This window comes from Methylocaldum marinum (assembly GCF_003584645.1).
Lineage (GTDB): Bacteria > Pseudomonadota > Gammaproteobacteria > Methylococcales > Methylococcaceae > Methylocaldum > Methylocaldum marinum.
Genome location: NZ_AP017928.1, coordinates 1,801,750 through 1,820,751 on the forward strand (window position 1 = coordinate 1,801,750; position 19,002 = coordinate 1,820,751).

Genomic DNA, 19,002 nt, shown 5'->3' on the forward strand with positions numbered 1-19,002 from the left:
CTAAACCGTTTAGTAAAAAAATCACAGATCATGCGTCTCTCCGTTTCTCCGAGAACCCTCCTCGTGTTTCTAGTGTCGACGATCGTCGCGGTATCCGGCATTGGTTACTGGTACAAGGCTATCCGGCCTTTCGAAACAACCGACAATACCTACCTGAAAGCGCATATCAGCCTGATCAGTCCCAAGGAAACGGGCTACGTCAAGGAAGTCCTGTTCGAGGACAACCGGAAGGTCATGCCGGGCGATCTCCTGGTCGTCATCGACGACCATGATTTCCGGGCGAAGGTCGCGCAGGCGGAAGCGCAAGTCTCCATCGAGACCGCGCGTATCCAGACCCTGGAAACCGAAAAACGCCCACAAGAGGCCAAAATCCGTCAGGAAAAGGCCAATATCGCGGTTGCCCAAGCCGACCTGGAACGGGCGGCGAAAGACCTGAAACGATTCGATCACCTGGCGGCGGACGGCGCGGTCTCGGCCCAAACCCGCGATGTCGCCGAGGCCGCCTATAAGCAAGCCGCGGCCCAACGGGAAAAGTATCGTTCATCGCGACAGGAAGCGGAAAGCCGCCTGGCCGCCCTGGAAGCCCAGATCGACGAAAGCCGGGCCAGATTGCAGGCGGCCCGGGCCGCGCTGGACTTGGCCCGCATCGATCTCGCCAACACCCGCATCACGGCGCCTTTCGCCGGAATCATCGGCAATCGCAGCGTGCAGGTCGGGCAACTGGTGAAGCCCGGCAGCGTGCTCGCTTATCTGATTCCGCTTGATGGGCTCTTCGTCGAAGCCAACTTCAAGGAAACCCAGATCGGACAGATGCAGGCCGGGCAGCCGGTGGACATCCGAATCGACGCCTACCCCGACAGCCGGTTCGAGGGCATCGTGGACAGTTTCGCGCCCGCATCCGGCTCGGAATTCAGCCTGCTGCCCCCCGAGAACGCCACCGGCAACTTCACCAAGATCGTGCGCCGGGTGCCGGTGAAAATCCTGTTCCGGCCCGGCACCGACGTGAGCCGACTGAGGCCGGGCCTCTCGACCGTGGTCAAGGTCAAAGTGCGCTAATCGGCCCCTGACCGGCAAGATGCCGCCCCGGCGATCGGCGATCCAAGGTCGGCAAGCCTTGGCCGACGCAGCCGGCTGCTCGACCCTCACGCAGGGAAATAATGCCCGCTCCACTGCACGGTCTCGCGGTTCAGCGTACCCGCGGTTTGAGTTCGACAGCAAGGCGCCAGCCCGGATTGCTTCCCGCCCCCGAGTATGCGCCCCGAAACCGGCCATCCCTTTGCCGCCCGTTGAAGTCCAAGTCGAGATCCGGAAACTCGGAAAACCGGTGCTGATCGAGCCGATCTCGTTCCAGGCGGCCCGGTTTGGGAAAGAGACTCAATCGGCCTATCGTCTCGAAAGGACTCCGCAAATAGTCTCGCGCCGCCGCATAGGCCGCAGTCAAGTTATCTGCCTGTATCCCGCCAAGAATCGGATCTTTTGCGAAAACCGCGTTGCCGGCGATGCGTTGATCCGATTCCCCGGCGCCTTCCTTAGGCAAAACGCGAATCCCGGTTCCCGGATGCAGGACGGTATTGAAGAAGACTCTCACCTTTCGCGGAATGTCGTTATGCGGCTGAATGGCGACCGCGGGAAATTCATTGCCGTGAGAACTGTAGAAGAGATTGGAATAAAGAGCGATTCTCCCCTCCCCCTGGAACAAGGCTTCATTCGGATTTTCGAAGAAGAAGTTTCCGTAGATCAGATAAACGTCGCTTTCGCCAGGTCCCCGCAACGGCCAATGGCCGACCAGGACATTGGGACGCGCGTCGGGTCCTGTCGAACCACCGGCCGCCTTGCTGAACACGTTGTGGCGAATGACGGTCGCTCTCGGCTCCAGGGGTATCCCGGGAATCCGCGGCCGCGGCTTCTGATGCTTGATTTGCAGGTTATAGCCGATGGTGTTCGCAATCAGATTGTGTTCTATGACCCCGCCCCAAAAAGGCTGATGGCCGTCCGAATTTCCCAAGTACAGGCCGGTTCCCGCGCCGATGACGGTATTGCGGCGAATTTCCCAGTCCCAGGCCGGGCACTTGGTGGAAATTCCGACCAATTGCTGATGCCGCCCGAGATTGTGGATGAGCAGATCTTCCAGGACGATGTGATGAGCGAACCGCCCCGAGGCCCGAACGCCGTTGACCATCAGCCCCCGCCCGTCGATTTCCAGCTTGCGAAGCGTGATGTAGCTGGAGTCCTGAATCACGATGGTGTCGTTGCCCGGTCTCGCGGCGAACACCGTACGCCCGCCGACACCTTCCAAGGTAATCGGTTTTCCCGGCCTTCCGTTCTGCCCGTCTATCCACAATCCCTGCCGATATACGCCGGGCGCGAGAAGCACGGTATCGCCGGGTTTCAGTCGCGAAATCATCTGCCTGTAATTATCCGGGGCGGCATGAATCACCTCCGCCGAGAGAGAGGCGCTCCAAAACGCCAGTGCCGCGACGGCGGAAAATCGGCAAGCTGGACTGAACACGAACTGATCTCCGTAATCTGGACTCGATAGTGCGCCGGGACGGACGCGGACGCCGAAGGAGTCCATGCTCGGAACCCGTCAGCGTCGATCGAATGAGTTTAAGCACATAAGTGTTTAGGCAGCCGGTTTCGTGAACTACAATAGCCCGTGGATGCGCTTCAACGGAAGATAGGACAGGAAGAATTCGCATGGATGCCGGTTCAATCAGGCGACTGTTAGTCGTTTTTCTGATCATTCAGCACGAGACATCGGCTTTGGCACAGGGCGGCGCCGAATCCACCGACCGTCCCAGCGCACGCAAGCCCGATCTGCCGGGACTGCTCGGCCCGAGCCCACCGCCGGGTTTGTCTCTGCCGCCGGAACCCGAAACCGCTCCGCCTCCCGAGCCCGACGAGGAATCATTCACCATCAAGGGCTATGCCTTCGAAGGCAATACCGCATATCGATAGCAAGGTACATGCCCTGGAAGGCGGCATCAGCCATCCCGTGATCAATAATCTCCGGCGGCGATTGACGCTCGGCGCTTCGTTCGCCGTGCGCGAAACCGAAACCGAACTGCTCGGCGAATCGTTCTCGTTTGTTCCAGGCGTAGAGAGCAACGGTATCCACTTCCACGAGTGGTTCGACGCCTTTTAGAACCTATCGCTGTAGGCGGTTCGCCCTGAGCCCTTCGACAGGCTCAGGACAGGCGTCAGTACAAGTGCCCCTTAACTTAACGGCAGTGATCCAAAGGTGGATCAGGCGCGCACGGCCCGACCTGTGCCGCGGCCACTGGACTCACCGCGCGCCGTAACCCACCGGTTGTGTGGGGTGGCACGGGTGTGATTGGAGGCTAAATCCTGAGTGCTACGTCATGGTTGCGACCGGGGAGGAAGACCACTTGTGCGGATACTTACCAACTCAAGTCAACCGGATGTTTGCTTAATCTCCAAAAACTCACCCAAAATCCTCTCTTTCGCCGACGGAAGGTTGCCAGAAAACTTATCGCAATGAACGAACCGCTGAAGCACTACCTCAAGAACGTGATCGAAAACTTCCGGCGCCTCGATTCCCGGGGGGTAATGCAGGTCGCCCGGATCGTGGAGTTGGATTTGAACGAGGTTTTTCATCCCGCTCAAGCTTCGGATGGCAGAGCGGGACCGGCTGGATTTCAGCCTGGATCAGGACCCCCAGCCCGATGAGCTTGATCTGAACAACCGAGAAAGATTCGGTCCGCGCCGCTTGACCGTCCGTCACCGCCGGGAAGCCAGCGAGACGGCGTTGACGGTCGACGGTCTTCTTCAACGCTCCCACCGCCGGGTCATTTTGGGCGATCCGGGAGCAGGCAAGACGACGCTTTTTCGCTACCTGGCAGTCCGTTCCGCTCAAGGCGACGAAAACCTTCCGATTCCGATCTACATCACCCTGCGTTATTTCGGCGAGTGGCAGCAACGCAACCGGCGAAAGCCCAAGGACGCCTTGCTCGATTACTGGGTCGAGGAAGGCCTGGCGGAATTCGGTATCACCGATCCATTGGAGCGAAGGGAGATTCTTTCCGCTCTCGAAGTCGATCTTAGTCAAGGCTGGGTCCTGTTCCTGTTCGACGGATTGGACGAACAGCGCAACCCGGAAACCAAGAACGAGACCGCCGAAGCGATCCGCGCCCTGGATCTTCGCTATCACGGCAACAGTTGGCTGGTGACATCGCGGATCATCGGCTACGGTGGCGTGCTCAGCGGCTCCTTCGACGAAGCCATCGTGCAGCCTTTCGAGGCGGAGGAACGCAATGCCTACCTGAATAACTGGTTCCTGGCGGTGGAACAGCGCGAAGATCCGGCCTGGCTGCTGGCGCGCAAGCAGCAGGGAGCGGCGGCCCAGCCGGACGAATTCACCCGGCAAAACGCCTTGCGCAAAGCCGAAATCCTCATCAATCAGATCGATGAAGTACCGGGGATAAGTGAGTTAGCGGCGAATCCCCTGCTCTGCACCATCATCGCCCTGATCTTTCTGCAAGGCGGCACCCTGCCCGATTCCCGCGCCGAGCTCTATAAGTTGTGCGTGGACACCTTTATCTTCAACTGGGAGATGAACAAGCGCCGGCGGCCCCAAGACGGGCCGCAGTTGAACAAGGAAGAAACACAGGCGGCGCTGGAAGTTAAATCACCCCCGGCAAAGCCGGGGGCTTATTGGGTGAGCGCCTCGAAGGCGCCGTAAAATCATGAGCCGCCCAAGGCGGCTGTTTACAGGCCCAGCTTCATCTGGTCAATACGCTCATCCTCCTGTTCCTGATGGCGGATATACGCCCGAACCATAGCCTCATCCAAACCCACCGTGGACACAAAATATCCCCTCGCCCAGAAATTCTCCCCGGTGAAGTTCCTCTGCCGCCCCCCAAACTGCCGGGCGATTTGGATCGCACTCTTACCCTTGATGTAGCCCACCACGTTCGAAACCGCATACTTCGGCGGAATGCTGATACACATATGAACGTGGTCGCCCATCAGGTGACCTTCTACTATTTTCGATTCCTTGTGCCCGGCAAGCTCATGAAATATCTCTCCATGATGCCGCTTGAGCGCACCAAAAATCTGTTTCTTCCGCCGCTTCGGGATGAACACCACATGATACTTACAATCCCACCGGGTGTGGGAAAGACTCTGGTACTCTTTCATTGTGAACCTCCTTCTCTTGGTCGAGATTTCAGGTTCACGATGACCGTTGTACAAGTCAAACCTCGGTGCGTCCCCCGGCAAAGCCGGGGGCTTACCTCAATGAGTTAAGCGGAATGGTAGATAGAGCCCACGAAATACGCCTTCTGGAAAAAGGCCGGGAAATTCGCGAACGAGTCATTCAGGCTGCCCGTGGATCATCGTCTCCGACGGATTTGGAAGTGACTCCGTCAGGCGCCTCGGCTGCCGGCTAAATGGCTCTCGAAAAATACTAGGCCCTTCACCCTCCACGAGCCAACACCCTGACCCGCCTCATACCCTTGAAAACCGCGTCTTTCATCCAGAGCGTAACCCACCGTTCGGGGTAGTTCGGTGGGTTACGGCCGAACCCGCGATCGATGGGTTTCGCTTCGCTCTACCCATCCTATAAGCAAATCGTTTTCAAGCAGACAGGGATGTAATTGGTGGCCAAATTCGAAGCAAGAAGATGAAGTCGAGGCGAAAAACGTTCATCGTCCGAGGGTGAGGAGAAACCTGAGCTTGACAAGCTACACCGCCTTGACAGCTGACGCCGCGCAACCCAACAAATCGTCGATGGCGGAAGCCAATCGCGCCAAGTCCTCGAAGGTTTGCGCCGTGTTGTTGACGTCGGCGATCGCATCGGCCATGTCTCTGGCGATAGTGTCGATGTCGGCCGACGCGGACTGATAAGCGGCCATTCCTTCATCGAAGACCGCATCCGCCAGAGCGTGCTGCTTCGCGTCCAGGTCTCGTCGCCAAGCATCGAATTCCTTGCGTTCCGGGCTCTCTTTCGGAAAACTTCCTCTTGCCACGTCGATCTCGGTAATGATGTCGCCGATGACCCGGATCAAGTCGAGCCGAGACAGATCTTGGTCGAACACGGAAGCCTCCTGTTTGGCTAAAAGTTCTTCTCAATCTGCTGAATCGCCATGCCGACCCGATTGGCACGCGCCGCGAACAATTCGATTTGATCGGCCAGGCTGGACAAATCGGTCGGCGTCTTGGGCGACCTTGCGTAGGCGACCAGAGCCGAATAGGCATCGGCCATGGCGTTCAGCCCTTCGTTCGGATTGGTCAACGGAAACGATTCCCAGACGTCCAGATAGGCGATGAGTTCGTCGGCCCGTTGCCTCCGCTGATCGAAATCGGCCTTGGCGCCGAGAGTGTCTTCGTAGGCGTCCACGTAGTCCACACGCTGCGCCGAAAGCGCGTTGCGCTTTCTTTCGTAGGCGATGGTGATGTCGTCCCGAATGGCGTGGATGAGGTCTCTGATCGGAGCTTCGCCGGACAAGATCGCGTGATCCAACGCCGCCTGAATCTTCTTTTCCCCCGCAATTCGGGCTACTTCTCCGACGATTTTCACGGCGGGACCCGCGGAGTTTACAAACCGATCATTTGTGGGTCTCTTGGCCAATAGGCTCACATTGTTCGAAAGCTTTTGCAGGGAGTCGGCGAGATCGGAGGCGCTCGCGGTGATTCGCTCCGGCGCCTCGGAATTTGCCAGGTAGCCGAGCAATTCGCCGTAGCGCGACAAGCTGTCGAGAGCCGCAAGCCTGACCGCTATCTCCTCGGGCGAGAAGGATTGCGTCTTTTCGATTTCATCCAGGCGGATATGTCGGTTACTGGCGGCCTGCCGCCTGATATAGGCATCTCGTTCGATCTTGTTCAGCTGCGTCAGGTAGATCCGCGCGCTATGGACGGTCACCGAAGAGGCATCCTGAAAGGTACTGACCGGCGCCCGGTACGCCGTGGTATCCGCGCAGCCCGCCAGCATGCAGGCTACTCCTAGCCAGGTTACTGTGCGTAAAGAAAGTAAAGCCCTGTTCGAATTGCCTTCACCCCAACCCTCTGCAAGAAGGAGAGGAGGCTCTTGTGGCTTTACGTTCTTGACCGTTGGTGACGCTTTGCGATCGATCAGGCAGTACGACTCACTCATTTTCGAACTTCTTCGTCGGACCCGTGCCTTATAGCACATCTCAGCAGGCCAGGAAATCCTCCGACAGGCCTGTCCTGAGCCCTTCGACTTAGCTCAGGGCGAGCGCACTGCTGAGAAAAACTCCGAACAGACGCGTCGTATTGGCGGCTTTGAGACGCCGACAGGATCAAAAGACAAAATGTTCTTTTTTCTCCTCCGGTCGGGTCAGCAAAGCCCAACCCGACCGGATAGTCCGACGATTTCCGGGAACCGCTACCCTCCTATCGCTTCGGCACGATCTTCCACAGTTCGCCCTTGCTCTCGTCGGTAACGACATACAATTCCCCGGCCGGTCCCTGCCGTACGTCGCGCACGCGCTGGCGCCGACCGGCAAGGAGATGTTCCTCGCCCTTCACCCGGTCGTTCGCGAGAACGATGCGCACCAGCCGCCCGTCCTTGAGGTTGCCGGTAAAAAGACTGCCGCGCCATGCCGGAAAGGCATCGCCCGTATAGAACTGCGCGCCCGAGGGTGCGATCACCGGGTCCCAGTAATAGACGGGTTGCTCGAAACCGGGACGGGCCGTCACCGCGCCCGGAATCGGCTCCCCCGAGTATTCCTCGCCGTAGGCGACCAGCGGCCAGCCGTAGTTCTTGCCCTTGACGATCAGATTCAGCTCGTCGCCGCCCTTAGCGCCGTGCTCGACCACCCAGAATCGTCCTTCCGGATCGAAGGCCGTGGCCTGGATGTTGCGATGGCCGAGCGTCCAGATCTCGGGCAGCGCGTTGGCCTGACCGACGAAGGGGTTTTCCTTCGGCGCCGAGCCGTCCGGGTTGATCCGCAGGACCTTGCCCAGATGGCTGTCGAGCCGCTGCGCATACTTGCGCATCTCCGCGTCCCAGCGCTCACCGGTCGTCACGTACAGCATGCCGTCACGACCGAAGGCGAGCCGCGAACCGTAGTGCTTGTCGCCGTCGTAGGTCGGCAGCGCCCTAAAGATCACCCGAACCTGGTCCAGGCTCCGCCGGTCGGGGGACAGCACGCCGCGGGCGACGCTGGTGCCGTTGCCGCCCCGGCGCGGTTCGGAATAGCTCCAATAGATCGCCCGGTCCGCAGCAAAGTTCGGGCTGAGCGCGATGTCGAGCAAGCCGCCCTGGCCGCGTGCATCGACCGCCGGCACGCCTGAGATCGGCTGCCCTAGCTCGCCTTTGGCCGAGACGATCCGCAAACGGCCGGGTTTTTCCGTGACCAGCAGATCGCCGCCCGGAAGCGGCTCCACCGCCCACGGCTGCGAGAGCCCCGTCGCGAGCACGATGACGTCGAAAGCGACGTTCGATTCGATCGCGCAAGCTCGGGTCTGGCCGGGAAACGCCGGACGCTGGCTTGGCACGTTGGGCTCGCGCGTTTCGAGAGGCGGACAGGCACCCGTCCCGCCGGAGGTCTGCGCCCCGGCGCTGCCCGCCGCGGCAGCCAAGGCGATCATCGAGATGAATGCGGTGCGGAAAGTCTGCATGGATCGGCCCTCCTTTGCCGGATGATTTCATTGCTGAGACCAGCGAGACAATAAGAAGTGCGCCCACCGGTGCGTTCGCCGGTGGCTATGCGCCCCTAGCCACCGGCCAGAGCCAGGCCGACCAGAATCGCGCATTCGGTGAGTTCTATCGTCGCTCCGGCGGTATCCCCGGTGGTCCCGCCGATGCGCCGGATCATCGACAGCCGCAGCCGGCAAAACAGGGCGCCGGTTGCGAGCAAAGGCCAGGTACCGCGTACGCCGACAGCCAGCAGGACGCCGACGAGGGTCGCGGACAACACCAGCGTGCCGCCCCGGCGCGGCAGATGCCGCGCCAGCTCGGAGCCGAGACCGCCGGGGCGCACATAGGGTGTGCTGAGAAACAGCAGCAGCGGCGCGGCGCGACCCAGCACCGGCGCTAGCGCGAGGGCTGTCCAGTCGTGCCGGGCGATGACGGGTTCCAGTGCGGCGGCCTTGAGGAGAAGAACGAGCACCACGACGACCATGGCGACCGGGCCGCTACGCGGGTCCTTCATGATCGCGAGGGTGCGCTCCCGGTCGCCGAGGCCCCCGGCCCAGGCGTCGGCGCTATCCGCAAGTCCATCCAGATGCAGGGCGCCGGTCAAGGCCACCCACACCGCCAGCACGATCGCCGCGGGCAGCCAGCCGCCGACCTCGCTCAAGAACTGGGCCAGCATCGCAAGCGTCAGCCCCAGCCCCAAGCCGACCAGGGGATAAAACAGCAGCGAACGGCCCAGCGCCGAACCATCCGGCGGCGCATCCAGACGCACCGGCAGCCGGGTCAGGAACTGAAGCGCAATCAAAAGGGGTCTGAGTTCGCTTATGGACGCACCTCCTCGCAACGCTGCCCGCTCCCGCAGAGACTATGCAGCGAGGCGTGCGGCACGTCGATTTCGAGCAAACGGGCGAGCGGCCATTGCCGCGCATGACAGAGCATCACACGGATCACGCCGCCATGGGTGACGAGCAGCTGACGGCTACCCAGGTTGTTCGCCTTCAGCCGGTCCCGAAGAGCATCGAGCGTCCGCTCCCGGAATGCCTGCACCGACTCCGCGCCGGGCGGCGGATGCCGGAGGGGATCGCCGAGAAAACGGGTCAGCGCGAGCGGTGCCGTGGCTATCAGCTCGGCATAGCTGCACCCTTCCCAGTCGCCGAAATGGATCTCCCTGAGCCGTTCGTCGATTGCCAGGGGAACCCTCAGTTTTAAAGCCAAGCTTTCCGCAAACGCGGCGCAGCGCGACAAGGGCGAGGTAACGATCTCATCCCAGGGTCCCGCGTTGGCCACGGCGCATTCCATCTGCCGGATACCCTCGTCGGTGAGCGGATCATCCAGGCTGCCGCGAAACCGCGTGCCACCCACGGTTTCGCCGTGGCGCAGCAGGTCGATATGAACGCCACCATCACTCACGGCGCTTTGCCCGCAATCCCCGCCTCGTCGAAAGTCGCCATACCCGAGTGCAGGGCGCAGGCCAGGCGCAGCAAGGGCAACGCCACGGCGGCTCCGCTGCCTTCGCCGAGGCGCATTCCTAAATCCAGCAAGGGCTTCCCGTCCAGGGCCGTCAGCATCCGTTTATGCCCCGGTTCCGCCGAAGCGTGGGCGTAGAGAAACCAGCCGGCGGCTCCCGGACACAGCCGTTCCGCGGCCAGGGCGGCCGCCGTGCAGATGAACCCGTCCACCAGCACCGGCAGACCTTGCTGCGCGCAGGCGACGAAGGCCCCGGCGAGGGCGGCGATTTCGAAACCGCCGAGCCGGCGCAAAACCTCCAGCGGATCGCCCAAATACGGACCATGCAGAGCGAGCGCCCGGCGAATCACCTCGGCTTTGTGCCGCACGCCTTCCGTGCCCAGACCCGCACCGGGACCCGCCAGCGCTTCGGCCGTCTCGCCGAGCAAGGCCGAGGCCAGTGCGGCGGCGGCGGTGGTGTTGCCTATGCCCATCTCGCCGCCGATAAAGATTTGAACCCCGCCCGAGCGGGCGCGCTCGGCGGCGTCACGCCCCGCGCGTAGAGCCTGCGCCAACTGGCGTTCGGTCATGGCCGGCCCGCGCACGAAATTGGCGGTGCCCGGCCCGAGACGGAGGTCCGGCACGCCGGTAACGGGACCCGTTTCCTCGACCGTGCCCAGGTTGATCACTTCGAGATCCGCGCCGAGGCTGCGGACGAGCACGCTCACCGCCGCGCCGCCCCGCGCGAATTGGCGCACCATGGCCGCCGTGACCGACTGGGAAAAGGCCGATACGCCCTCCTCCGCCACGCCGTGATCCCCGGCGAACACAACGATACGCACCCGGTCGGCGGAGGGCTTGAGCGTTCCCTGCCAGGCGGCAAGCCGGATCGCCAGCGCTTCTAGCCGTCCCAGCGCGCCCGGCGGCTTGATGAGCATCGACTGACGTTCCGCGGCCATGCGCGCGGCTTCCTCGTCGGGTTGAGCCACCGGTCCTTTCAGCCATGCAATGTCCCCGGTCACAGTTTTTCCCCCTTCAACACCCATGGAAGACCCGCCACGGTCAGAATCACCCGGTCGCAGACACCCGCCAATGCCTGATGCAACAGGCCGGCCTCGTCGCAATAGCGGCGGCTCAGTTCCCCCGGCGGCAGCACGCCCATATTGGTTTCGTTGCCGATCAGAATGATGTGTCCCGGAAGACCGGGCAGCACTTCGATCAAAGCGTCCCGCTCGCGTGCAAGCCTCGTCGCGTCGGTCTCGCACAAGAGCTGGGTCAGCCATAGGGTGAGGCAATCGACGATCAGGCAGCGCCCTTCCGCCGCATGGTCGCGCAAGACTACGGCCAATTTCAGCGGCTCTTCGACCAGGTCCCAATCGGGCGGGCGCCGCCGCCGATGGTCTTCCACCCGTTGCCGCATGCCCTCGTCGCCGACTCGTGCCGTAGCGATATAGGTCACGGCCAGGCCGCTGTCCACCGCCCGCTTTTCCGCCAAACGGCTTTTCCCGGAGCGAACCCCGCCCAGAATCAATTCCTTCACGCGTATACTCCCTGCCGGTTCAGGTCCAACATCCGATCGATCGCATTCATGTCCAGGTGGGCGCCTACAGCATCTGCCAGACGGTCGATTTCCGCTTCCCGAATAGCGGCGTAATCCGGGGTTTCCGGCTCGGCCAGCCCGGCCCAGCGGAGAATGGCATCGGTCGCGGCGTTCGACTCGAACAATCCGTGCAGATAGGTCCCCATGATCTGCCCGTCCTCCGAGCACGCGCCGTCGTTTCTGTCCGTTAGCCGGGCGAAAGGGCGTTCCAGCGCCGGTCCTTTCGTCACGCCAGCATGAATTTCGTAACCCGTCACCGGCGCGTTCTCCAGCGTCAATTCGCCTCGTACATTGCGGAGCTGCTTTTCCGGCTCCAGCACCGTGCTCAGGTCCAGCCAGCCGAACCCGGCACAGGAACCTGTCTCGCCTTCCAGGCCCAAAGGATCGTGAATCTCTTGTCCGAGCATTTGAAGACCGCCGCAAATGCCGAGCAGTTTACCGCCATAGCGCAGATAGCGCCGAAGATAAGCCTCCCAGCCGGTTGTACGCAGGAACGATAGATCGGCGCGCACGCTCTTGGAGCCGGGCAGGATCACGAGGTCCGCGGGAGGCGGCGTCTCGCTCGGATATACGAAGCGAAGGTCGACCTGCATATGCAGGCGCAGCGGATCGAAATCGGTGTGATTGCTGATCCGCGGCGTGACCGGAACGACCACCCGCAGAGCTCCGGCGCTCGCGCCTCTCTGTCCGGATTCGATCGCATCTTCCGCCTCCAGATGCAGACCGTGGAGATAAGGCAGCACGCCCAAAGCCGGCTTGCCGGTCTCCCGCTCCAGCCAGTCCAGCCCCGGTTGCAGCAGAGCGATGTCGCCGCGGAAGCGGTTAATGACGAAGCCGGCCACCCGCGCCCGTTCGCTTTCCGATAGAAGCGCAAGAGTGCCGACCAAATGGGCGAACACGCCGCCCCGGTCGATGTCGGCGATCAGAATCACCGGGCAGTCCACGGCTTCCGCGAAACCCATGTTCGCGATGTCGCCTTCCCGCAGATTGATTTCCGCCGGCGAGCCCGCGCCTTCCGCGACGATGGCATCGAACCGGGCCGCGAGCCTTCCGTGGGACTCCAGCACCGCGCGGCGGGCGATGCGCTTGTAGGCATGGTAGTCCTGAGCGTCCAGATTGCCGATGGCCCTGCCCTGGACGATGACCTGAGCGCCCGTGTCGGTATTGGGTTTCAGGAGCACCGGGTTCATGTCGGTGTGAGGTTCCAATCCAGCCGCCCGAGCCTGTACCGCCTGGGCGCGGCCTATCTCGCCGCCGTCTTCGGTGACGGCACTGTTCAGCGCCATGTTCTGAGGCTTGAACGGAGCGACTTTCACGCCACGCCGGGCCAGCAAACGGCACAGGGCGGCGACCAGCGTGCTTTTGCCGGCATCGGACGTGGTGCCCTGAATCATCAGCGTGCGGGCCGTCATCCTTAGGCTTCCAGGCCGGCCAGCACCGCAGCGTACACCGCCCGCGCCAGCCTTCCTCCCCAAACCGAACGCGGCCCGGCGAAGGATTCCGCCGGGCCGTCGGACGAACAGAGCACACACACCGCATCGGTGGCCGTGCCCGTTCCCGGTACGCGAGCCTGCCAAAGCGCCTGTGCCTTGGCTTCGGCCGCCGTGGCGACGGCATTGACCAGGGCGGCCTCGCTCAAGCGAACCGGCAATTGCACGACCAAGTTGATGGTGCCCGGCCGGTAATCGCCCGGCGGCGCATCGGCCGCCGCCCAGATCGGCTGAGCAATGCCGACCGTGGCGTCGGCGACGACCTCGCCATCGCTCGCTCGCCGATAGCTACGCACATCGCAGGCGGTGAGCAATCCGGCGCCGGAGCCGGCTAGGCCGCTGGCGGTGGCGATCTCGGCCACGTGCGCGGCGGGATCGGTACGGCTGTAATCGGATGGCACTTGTGCGTTTAGTATCCACCTCACGACCGATAAGCCGCCGCCGGACACCGCCGAAGAAATCGCCCGTCGGTGCGAGCCGAAGCGCCAAATCAGGCTGGGCAGCAGCCGGCCGCCGTAACGGTGTTGCCCCAGCGTCGGGTTCGCGGCCAGGCAAGCAGGCCATGCCTGGCTGCACGCTTCTTCGCTCATGCGATTCATTTCGCGAGCAAGGCTGTCGCCAGGCGCTCCGAAGCCGACACGCTCCCCGGCAGCCCCAAACGCAAACCCGGAGGATCGGCGAACCGCCGGGTGAGAATGCCTTGCCGGGCCAATGCCTCCTGACGTCGAGCCGCTTTGACGCCGGGACACCATTGGAACAAGGCACAACCGCCGGCGGGCTTGAGGCCAGCGGCGGTCAGTAGATCGGTCAGTTGGCGGGCATTTTCGGGCAATCGTTGCCGGACGGCTTCCTGCCAGGGGCTATCCGCCAACGCCTCCCGAGCCACCCAGCGGGAGGGCCCAGTCACCGTCCACGGACCGAGCAGGGCCGCCAAGCGCTCGAGCAATTCCGGTTCCGCCAGAACAAAGCCCACCCGGATGCCGGCCAGTCCGAAGAATTTGCCCAGGGATCGCAGCACGATAAGCCCCGGACGCGGACAGTAGGCGGCCAAACTGAATTCGGGCGTAGGGTCCATATAGGCTTCGTCCACCACCAGACAGCCGCCGCGCGCTGCGAGCCTCTCCTGCCAAGCCAGAAGTACTTCTGGCGCGAAACGATGGCCGGTCGGGTTATTGGGATTGATTGCCACCAGCACGTCCCAAGGCATGGAACCGGGACCGCGGGCGATGGTTTCGGGCGCAACCCCGTCAACCTTGTAGCCGGCGCGGCGCCAGGCATGGGCGTGTTCGGCATAACCGGGGTGGATGACGCCCACCCGCTGAGCATGGAGCAGTGCCGGCAACGCCTGGATCGCCGCCTGGGAGCCTGCTACGGGAAAAATACTGTCACAGCCGTAATAGGCCGAAGCGGCTGTCTCCAGTCCGTCATCTTCTTCCGGAAGCCGCACCCAAACCTCGGGCGGAACCGCAGGCACGGTCCAACCCTCGGGATTGACCCCGGTGGATAGATCGAGCCAGTCCGACAAGGGAATACCATACCGCCTAGCCGCCGCACGCAAACGACCGCCGTGTTCAAGCATCGAGCCATCCTCCTATAAAAAACAAGGCCAACCACAGCCATACTCCTCGCCGGACCAGATCCGCGGCATGTCGAATGTCCGCCGCGCCGGGCGGGTTTCCGTATCCCAAGGCTGGGCGTACATGCCATTCGCCGCGATAACGGGCCGGCCCGCCGAGCGCGAGCCGCAAAGTCCCGGCGCCCGAGGCCATGACCGGTCCGGCGTTCGGGCTCTCCCATCCACCGGCCTGCGTGCGCCAGCAATACAGAGCCTGCCGAGCGTCGCCCAAGAGTGCATAGGTCAACGCCGCCAGCCTCGCGGGAACATAATTCAGCGCATCGTCCAGCCGCGCCGCCGCCCAACCGAAATGAAAGAATCGTTCGCTCTTATAGCCCCACATGGCGTCCAGGGTATTCGCCAGCCGGTACAGCACCGCGCCGGGCGCGCCCGCCACCATGAACCAGAATAGAGCGCCGAACACGGCGTCGTTGCCGTTCTCCAGCACCGATTCGACGGCGGCGCGCGCGACATCATCGGCTTTCATGTCGCCGGTGTCGCGGCTCACCATGTAGCCCACCCGCCGCCGCGCCTCGGCCAGATCATCAGCCGCTAGAGCGGTTTCCACCGCTTCGGCATGTTCGCCTAGACTCCTGAGCCCCAATGCAGCGTACAGTGCCAAAACGCCGAATGCGGCGCCGAACATGGGAATGGATTCCAGCCAGGCTGCAAATGCCGTGAACGGAGCCGTCAGCAACAAAACCGCGATGACGCCCAAAAATCGCGCACGGGTTCCCTGCCTATCGAGCACGGAATTCCACCGGGCTTCCAGCGCTTCCGCCAGCCGTCCGAAGCCCACCAGGGGGTGAAAACGGCGGGGTTCGCCCAGGAGACCGTCGAGCAGCACGGCAAATATGGCCAAGATTGCGGTCATGCCCGATTCTCCGCCCAATGCCGGATGATGCCCGCCAGTCGGTCCAGTCCGTCTGTCAATGCCGCGGGGCCGGGCTGAAGGATATCGCTGGATTTGATCTCGTGAAGCTCGCCGTCACGCACCGCTGAAATCGCTTCCCAACCGGCACGCACCGCCACCTGCTCGGGCCGGAATTTCTTTCCGCACCAGGAGCCGACGATGATATCCGGCGCGCGCCGGACCACCTCCTGCGGATCGTGAATGATGCGGCTGCCGGCCAGCGGCTGTGCAGCGAGACCAGCAAAGACGTTCTCTCCGCCGGCGAGCGCGATGAGTTCGGACACCCAAAGAATGCCGGAGATCAGGGGCTGGTCCCATTCCTCGAAATAGACCCTGGGACGGACCGGCAGCGACTCGGCGCCACGGCGTACGGTTTCAACATGCGCGCTAAGGCTATCGATCAAGGCCCGTGCCTTGTCCTCGGCCCCCACCAGTGCACCCAGCGTCCGGATCTTGGCGAGAATCCCGTCCACCGAGCGGTGGTTGAACACGTGTACCGTTACGCCCGCCTTGATGAGGTCGCGGGCGATGTCCGCCTGCAGATTGGAAAACCCCAGCACCAAATCGGGTTGCAAATCCAGGATCTTGTCGATTTTGGCGCTAGTGAAGGCAGAGACCTTGGGCTTTTCCTTGCGCGCACGCGGCGGCCGAACGGTAAACCCGGAAATGCCGACGATGCGGTGTTCCTCGCCCAATAAATAGAGCGTCTCCGTGGTTTCCTCGGTCAGGCAGACGATGCGTTCCGGCAGCAGTTTCGGGTTCATGGCGCGAAGAGAGCCGCCACGGCGGCGGGGTTCGATGGAAAATAAAGATGCAAAAAGGAAGCCACCAAGCGTCTGTTCCGGTAAACGGCTTCGGGCTGGCCGTGGCCCTTCGCGGCAAAGGTGTTGGCGAAGGGTGCGAGATACACCTCGGCCCGTGCATGATGAAAGGTGTGACCGCGCAGTTCGCCCTCCGGCAGTTCGACTCCGTGCAGCCCCAGATTGGCCAGCCGCGTCTGCATGACGGCGCGGCCGGGCAGCAGCCCCGCCATCTCGGCCCTCCGGCCCTCGATATCGGCGAGCGTTTCCAGAAGATACAAAAGCCCCCCGCATTCGGCGAGGATGGGCTTGCCCGCCAAATGGTGGCTGCGCAGCGCTTCCTTCATGGCCCGGTTGGCGGCCAGCCGATCCAGGTGCAGTTCCGGGTAGCCGCCGGGCAGCCAGACGGCGTCGGCTTCGGGCAAAACGCTATCCGCCAGCGGCGAAAAGAAAACCAGATTCGCGCCTAGGGCGCGCAAAACATCGAGATTGGCCGGATAGAGAAAGCAGAAGGCGACATCGCGCGCCACCGCGATCGTCACGCCTGCCAGCGGACCGGTCGGAACTTCGGATTCGATCGACAAGAACTCCACCGGCGGCGGCAATTCGCCCAGCGGCGTACCATCCAGCGCGTCGGCCACGGCGTCGATACGGGCCTCGAGGTCGGCGATTTCTTCCGCAGGGTGGAGGCCCAGATGACGCTCCGGCAACGCGAAATCCGCCTCGCGCGGCAAAGCCCCGCGCCAGACGGCAGGATCGGGCAAGCCGGCGCGCAACAGTTCCGCGTGCCCCGCGCTGCCGACCCGGTTGGCCAGCACGCCCGAAAACGGCAATTCTTCGCGAAAGGTGGAAAGGCCGTGGGCGATGGCGGCAAAGGTCTGGGCCATCGCGGACGCGTCGATCACCGCCAGGACGGGAATGCCGAACAAAACCGCGAGATCGGCGCTGGAGGGCGTGCCGTCGTAAAGCCCCATCACGCCTTCGACAAGGATCAGATCGGCGTCGCCGGCCGCTTCGTGCAATAGTCGGCGGCAATGAGATTCGCCGCACATCCATAGGTCGAGGTTATAAACGGGCGCGCCGCATGCCTTCTCCAACACCATCGGGTCGAGGAAATCGGGCCCGGTCTTGAACACCCGCACCCTTCGCCCTTGACGTGCGTGCAAACGGGCGAGGCCGGCTGTAATAGTGGTCTTGCCCTGGCCCGAGGCGGGCGCAGAGATCAGGAGAGCGGGACAGCGGCTCATGGCACTAACTTCGCCGGCCGGCCCCAGCCGTTCTCGAACACGGTCTCTTCGACCGAGCGGCGCGTGTCCCAGCCTACCGTTTCCAGCAAGGGTTCCGGATAGAAAGCCTCCACATGTCCCAGGCAGAGTACCGCCACCGGTCGGGCGCCCTTCGGCAAACTCAGCAATTGAGCCAATTCGTCGGGTTCGAACAGCGACACCCACCCCATCCCCAGCCCTTCCGCGCGAGCGGCGAGCCACAGGTTCTGAATGGCGCAGGCAACCGAACACAAATCCATCTCCGGCAGCGTGCGCCGGCCCAGAATATAGCGTTCGCGTCCCTCGGTCAGGGCCGCGACCAGCAGTTCGCCGCATTCCAGAATGCCTTCGAGCTTCAAGCGCCGGACTTCGTCCGCTCGCGAGCCGCAGGCCGCCGCAGTCGCTTCGCATTCCGCCCTGACCAGAGCATGAATGGCGCGGCGAAGCTCCAGGTCAGTGATGCGGATGAATCGCCAGGGCTGCATGTAGCCCACCGAAGGGGCCAGACGAGCGGCCTCGAGCAGCCGCTGCAATACGGCGGGATCGATGGCGCCGGGGTGAAAGTGGCGGGTGTCGCGCCGTTCCCGGATGACCCGGTAAACCGTCGCGCGCTCGTCGTCCGAATAGCAGTGTTCAGTCATTACAGATCGATACCCGGCTGCGCCCGCACCCCGGATGCATAGGCATGTTTCACATCGCGCATCTCGGTCACGGTGTCTGCGGCGTCGATCAGGTCCTGCGGCGCCCCGCGCCCGGTCACTACCACGTGCTGCATGGGCGGACGGGCGGCAAGATCGCTAAGAACCGTCCGGGTATCCAGGTAACCGTATTTCAGGGGATAGGTCAGCTCGTCCAGAATCACGAGTCCATAAGCCGGATCGGCCAGCATGGCGCGGGCGGTCTCCCAGCCCTCGCGGGCGACGGCGGTGTCCCGTTCGAGGTCCTGCGTCTCCCAGGTGAACCCCTCGCCCAGCACCCGCCATTCCACGTCCGAATGCCGGCGGAAGAAGGCTTCTTCTCCGGTATCCGAACGGCCCTTGATGAACTGGCACACGCCGACCTTCATGCCGTGCCCCAGAGCGCGGGCGACCATGCCGAAGGCGGAGGACGACTTGCCCTTGCCGTTGCCCGTGAGCACCAGCAGCAGGCCCTTGTCCAGGGTGGCGCGGGCGATGCCGCTATCGACGACCGCCTTCTTCCGCGCCATCCGCCGGCGGTGGCGCTCTTCTCTCGACGAATCCGACATGCGGGAG

General features: G+C 63.0%; 22 protein-coding genes. 4 read left to right on the top strand and 18 right to left on the bottom strand.

Annotated features, from left to right (window positions below; all coding sequences use genetic code 11):
• The first annotated feature begins 30 nt into the window (after positions 1-30).
• Entirely contained in the window at positions 31-1,056 is a 1,026-nt protein-coding gene (locus sS8_RS07850; RefSeq protein WP_119629171.1) for an HlyD family secretion protein, read from the top strand.
• Between the two features lie 130 nt (positions 1,057-1,186).
• Here the strand turns inward: sS8_RS07850 and sS8_RS07855 are convergent, their stop codons facing one another.
• A complete protein-coding gene (locus sS8_RS07855; RefSeq protein WP_145986448.1) occupies positions 1,187-2,509 on the bottom strand; it encodes a hypothetical protein in 1,323 nt (440 codons plus the stop codon).
• Positions 2,510-2,697: 188 nt separating this feature from the next.
• Between sS8_RS07855 and sS8_RS07860 the strand changes: the two genes are divergently transcribed.
• Together sS8_RS07860 and sS8_RS07865 are read left to right on the top strand one after the other, a co-directional pair.
• A complete protein-coding gene (locus tag sS8_RS07860; protein WP_119629173.1) occupies positions 2,698-2,958 on the top strand; it encodes a hypothetical protein in 261 nt (86 codons plus the stop codon).
• The gene (locus sS8_RS07865) at positions 2,927-3,145 is read left to right on the top strand and encodes a hypothetical protein (RefSeq protein ID WP_119629174.1); all 219 of its coding nucleotides are present in this window, start codon (positions 2,927-2,929) and stop codon (positions 3,143-3,145) included. Before sS8_RS07860 ends, sS8_RS07865 begins: the two co-directional genes overlap by 32 nt.
• Positions 3,146-3,414: 269 nt before the next feature.
• Here the strand turns inward: sS8_RS07865 and sS8_RS07870 are convergent, their stop codons facing one another.
• Entirely contained in the window at positions 3,415-3,618 is a 204-nt protein-coding gene (locus sS8_RS07870) for a hypothetical protein (protein ID WP_145986449.1), read from the bottom strand.
• 16 nt (positions 3,619-3,634) lie between these two features.
• Between sS8_RS07870 and sS8_RS07875 the strand changes: the two genes are divergently transcribed.
• Positions 3,635-4,702, top strand: a complete 1,068-nt coding sequence (locus sS8_RS07875; protein WP_119629176.1) for an NACHT domain-containing protein — start codon at positions 3,635-3,637, stop codon at positions 4,700-4,702.
• Positions 4,703-4,728: 26 nt separating this feature from the next.
• On the opposite strand, the gene tnpA is transcribed toward sS8_RS07875, so the two are convergent.
• The 16 genes from tnpA to cobO form a co-directional block, all read right to left on the bottom strand.
• On the bottom strand, positions 4,729-5,160 hold the full coding sequence (gene tnpA / locus sS8_RS07880) for an IS200/IS605 family transposase (RefSeq protein ID WP_119628817.1): 432 nt from the start codon (positions 5,158-5,160) through the stop codon (positions 4,729-4,731).
• A 545-nt stretch (positions 5,161-5,705) separates the two neighbouring features.
• A complete protein-coding gene (locus tag sS8_RS07885) occupies positions 5,706-6,059 on the bottom strand; it encodes a hypothetical protein (protein WP_119629177.1) in 354 nt (117 codons plus the stop codon).
• A 17-nt stretch (positions 6,060-6,076) separates the two neighbouring features.
• On the bottom strand, positions 6,077-6,952 hold the full coding sequence (locus sS8_RS07890) for a hypothetical protein (RefSeq protein WP_119629178.1): 876 nt from the start codon (positions 6,950-6,952) through the stop codon (positions 6,077-6,079).
• A gap of 422 nt (positions 6,953-7,374) precedes the next feature.
• A complete protein-coding gene (locus tag sS8_RS07895) occupies positions 7,375-8,604 on the bottom strand; it encodes a PQQ-dependent sugar dehydrogenase (protein ID WP_119629179.1) in 1,230 nt (409 codons plus the stop codon).
• Positions 8,605-8,699: 95 nt separating this feature from the next.
• A complete protein-coding gene (locus sS8_RS07900) occupies positions 8,700-9,464 on the bottom strand; it encodes an adenosylcobinamide-GDP ribazoletransferase (RefSeq protein ID WP_232020560.1) in 765 nt (254 codons plus the stop codon).
• Entirely contained in the window at positions 9,443-10,030 is a 588-nt protein-coding gene (locus tag sS8_RS07905; RefSeq protein WP_119629180.1) for a histidine phosphatase family protein, read from the bottom strand. Before sS8_RS07905 ends, sS8_RS07900 begins: the two co-directional genes overlap by 22 nt.
• Entirely contained in the window at positions 10,027-11,088 is a 1,062-nt protein-coding gene (gene cobT, locus sS8_RS07910; RefSeq protein WP_232020561.1) for a nicotinate-nucleotide--dimethylbenzimidazole phosphoribosyltransferase, read from the bottom strand. The genes sS8_RS07905 and cobT overlap by 4 nt, the downstream gene beginning before the upstream one ends.
• Positions 11,085-11,606, bottom strand: coding sequence for a bifunctional adenosylcobinamide kinase/adenosylcobinamide-phosphate guanylyltransferase (gene cobU / locus sS8_RS07915; protein ID WP_119629182.1), 522 nt, complete (start codon positions 11,604-11,606; stop codon positions 11,085-11,087). Before cobU ends, cobT begins: the two co-directional genes overlap by 4 nt.
• Positions 11,603-13,078 carry a cobyric acid synthase gene (locus sS8_RS07920; protein WP_119629183.1) on the bottom strand — a complete coding sequence of 492 codons (1,476 nt, stop codon included), beginning with the start codon at positions 13,076-13,078 and terminating at the stop codon, positions 11,603-11,605. Before sS8_RS07920 ends, cobU begins: the two co-directional genes overlap by 4 nt.
• A 2-nt stretch (positions 13,079-13,080) precedes the next feature.
• The gene (locus sS8_RS07925) at positions 13,081-13,746 is read right to left on the bottom strand and encodes an adenosylcobinamide amidohydrolase (protein WP_119632661.1); all 666 of its coding nucleotides are present in this window, start codon (positions 13,744-13,746) and stop codon (positions 13,081-13,083) included.
• A 5-nt stretch (positions 13,747-13,751) separates the two neighbouring features.
• Complete coding sequence (cobD, locus tag sS8_RS07930; RefSeq protein WP_119629184.1) at positions 13,752-14,735, bottom strand: threonine-phosphate decarboxylase CobD; 984 nt, start codon at positions 14,733-14,735, stop codon at positions 13,752-13,754.
• Positions 14,728-15,645: an adenosylcobinamide-phosphate synthase CbiB gene (cbiB, locus tag sS8_RS07935; protein ID WP_119629185.1), complete on the bottom strand. Its 918-nt coding sequence runs from the start codon at positions 15,643-15,645 to the stop codon at positions 14,728-14,730. The genes cobD and cbiB overlap by 8 nt, the downstream gene beginning before the upstream one ends.
• Positions 15,642-16,448, bottom strand: a complete 807-nt coding sequence (locus sS8_RS07940) for a cobalamin-binding protein (RefSeq protein WP_119629186.1) — start codon at positions 16,446-16,448, stop codon at positions 15,642-15,644. The genes cbiB and sS8_RS07940 overlap by 4 nt, the downstream gene beginning before the upstream one ends.
• Positions 16,445-17,731 carry a cobyrinate a,c-diamide synthase gene (locus sS8_RS07945; RefSeq protein WP_119629187.1) on the bottom strand — a complete coding sequence of 429 codons (1,287 nt, stop codon included), beginning with the start codon at positions 17,729-17,731 and terminating at the stop codon, positions 16,445-16,447. Before sS8_RS07945 ends, sS8_RS07940 begins: the two co-directional genes overlap by 4 nt.
• Positions 17,728-18,390, bottom strand: a complete 663-nt coding sequence (bluB, locus tag sS8_RS07950; protein WP_119629188.1) for a 5,6-dimethylbenzimidazole synthase — start codon at positions 18,388-18,390, stop codon at positions 17,728-17,730. Before bluB ends, sS8_RS07945 begins: the two co-directional genes overlap by 4 nt.
• Positions 18,390-18,995 carry a cob(I)yrinic acid a,c-diamide adenosyltransferase gene (gene cobO, locus sS8_RS07955; protein WP_119629189.1) on the bottom strand — a complete coding sequence of 202 codons (606 nt, stop codon included), beginning with the start codon at positions 18,993-18,995 and terminating at the stop codon, positions 18,390-18,392. Before cobO ends, bluB begins: the two co-directional genes overlap by 1 nt.
• Positions 18,996-19,002: the final 7 nt, after the last annotated feature.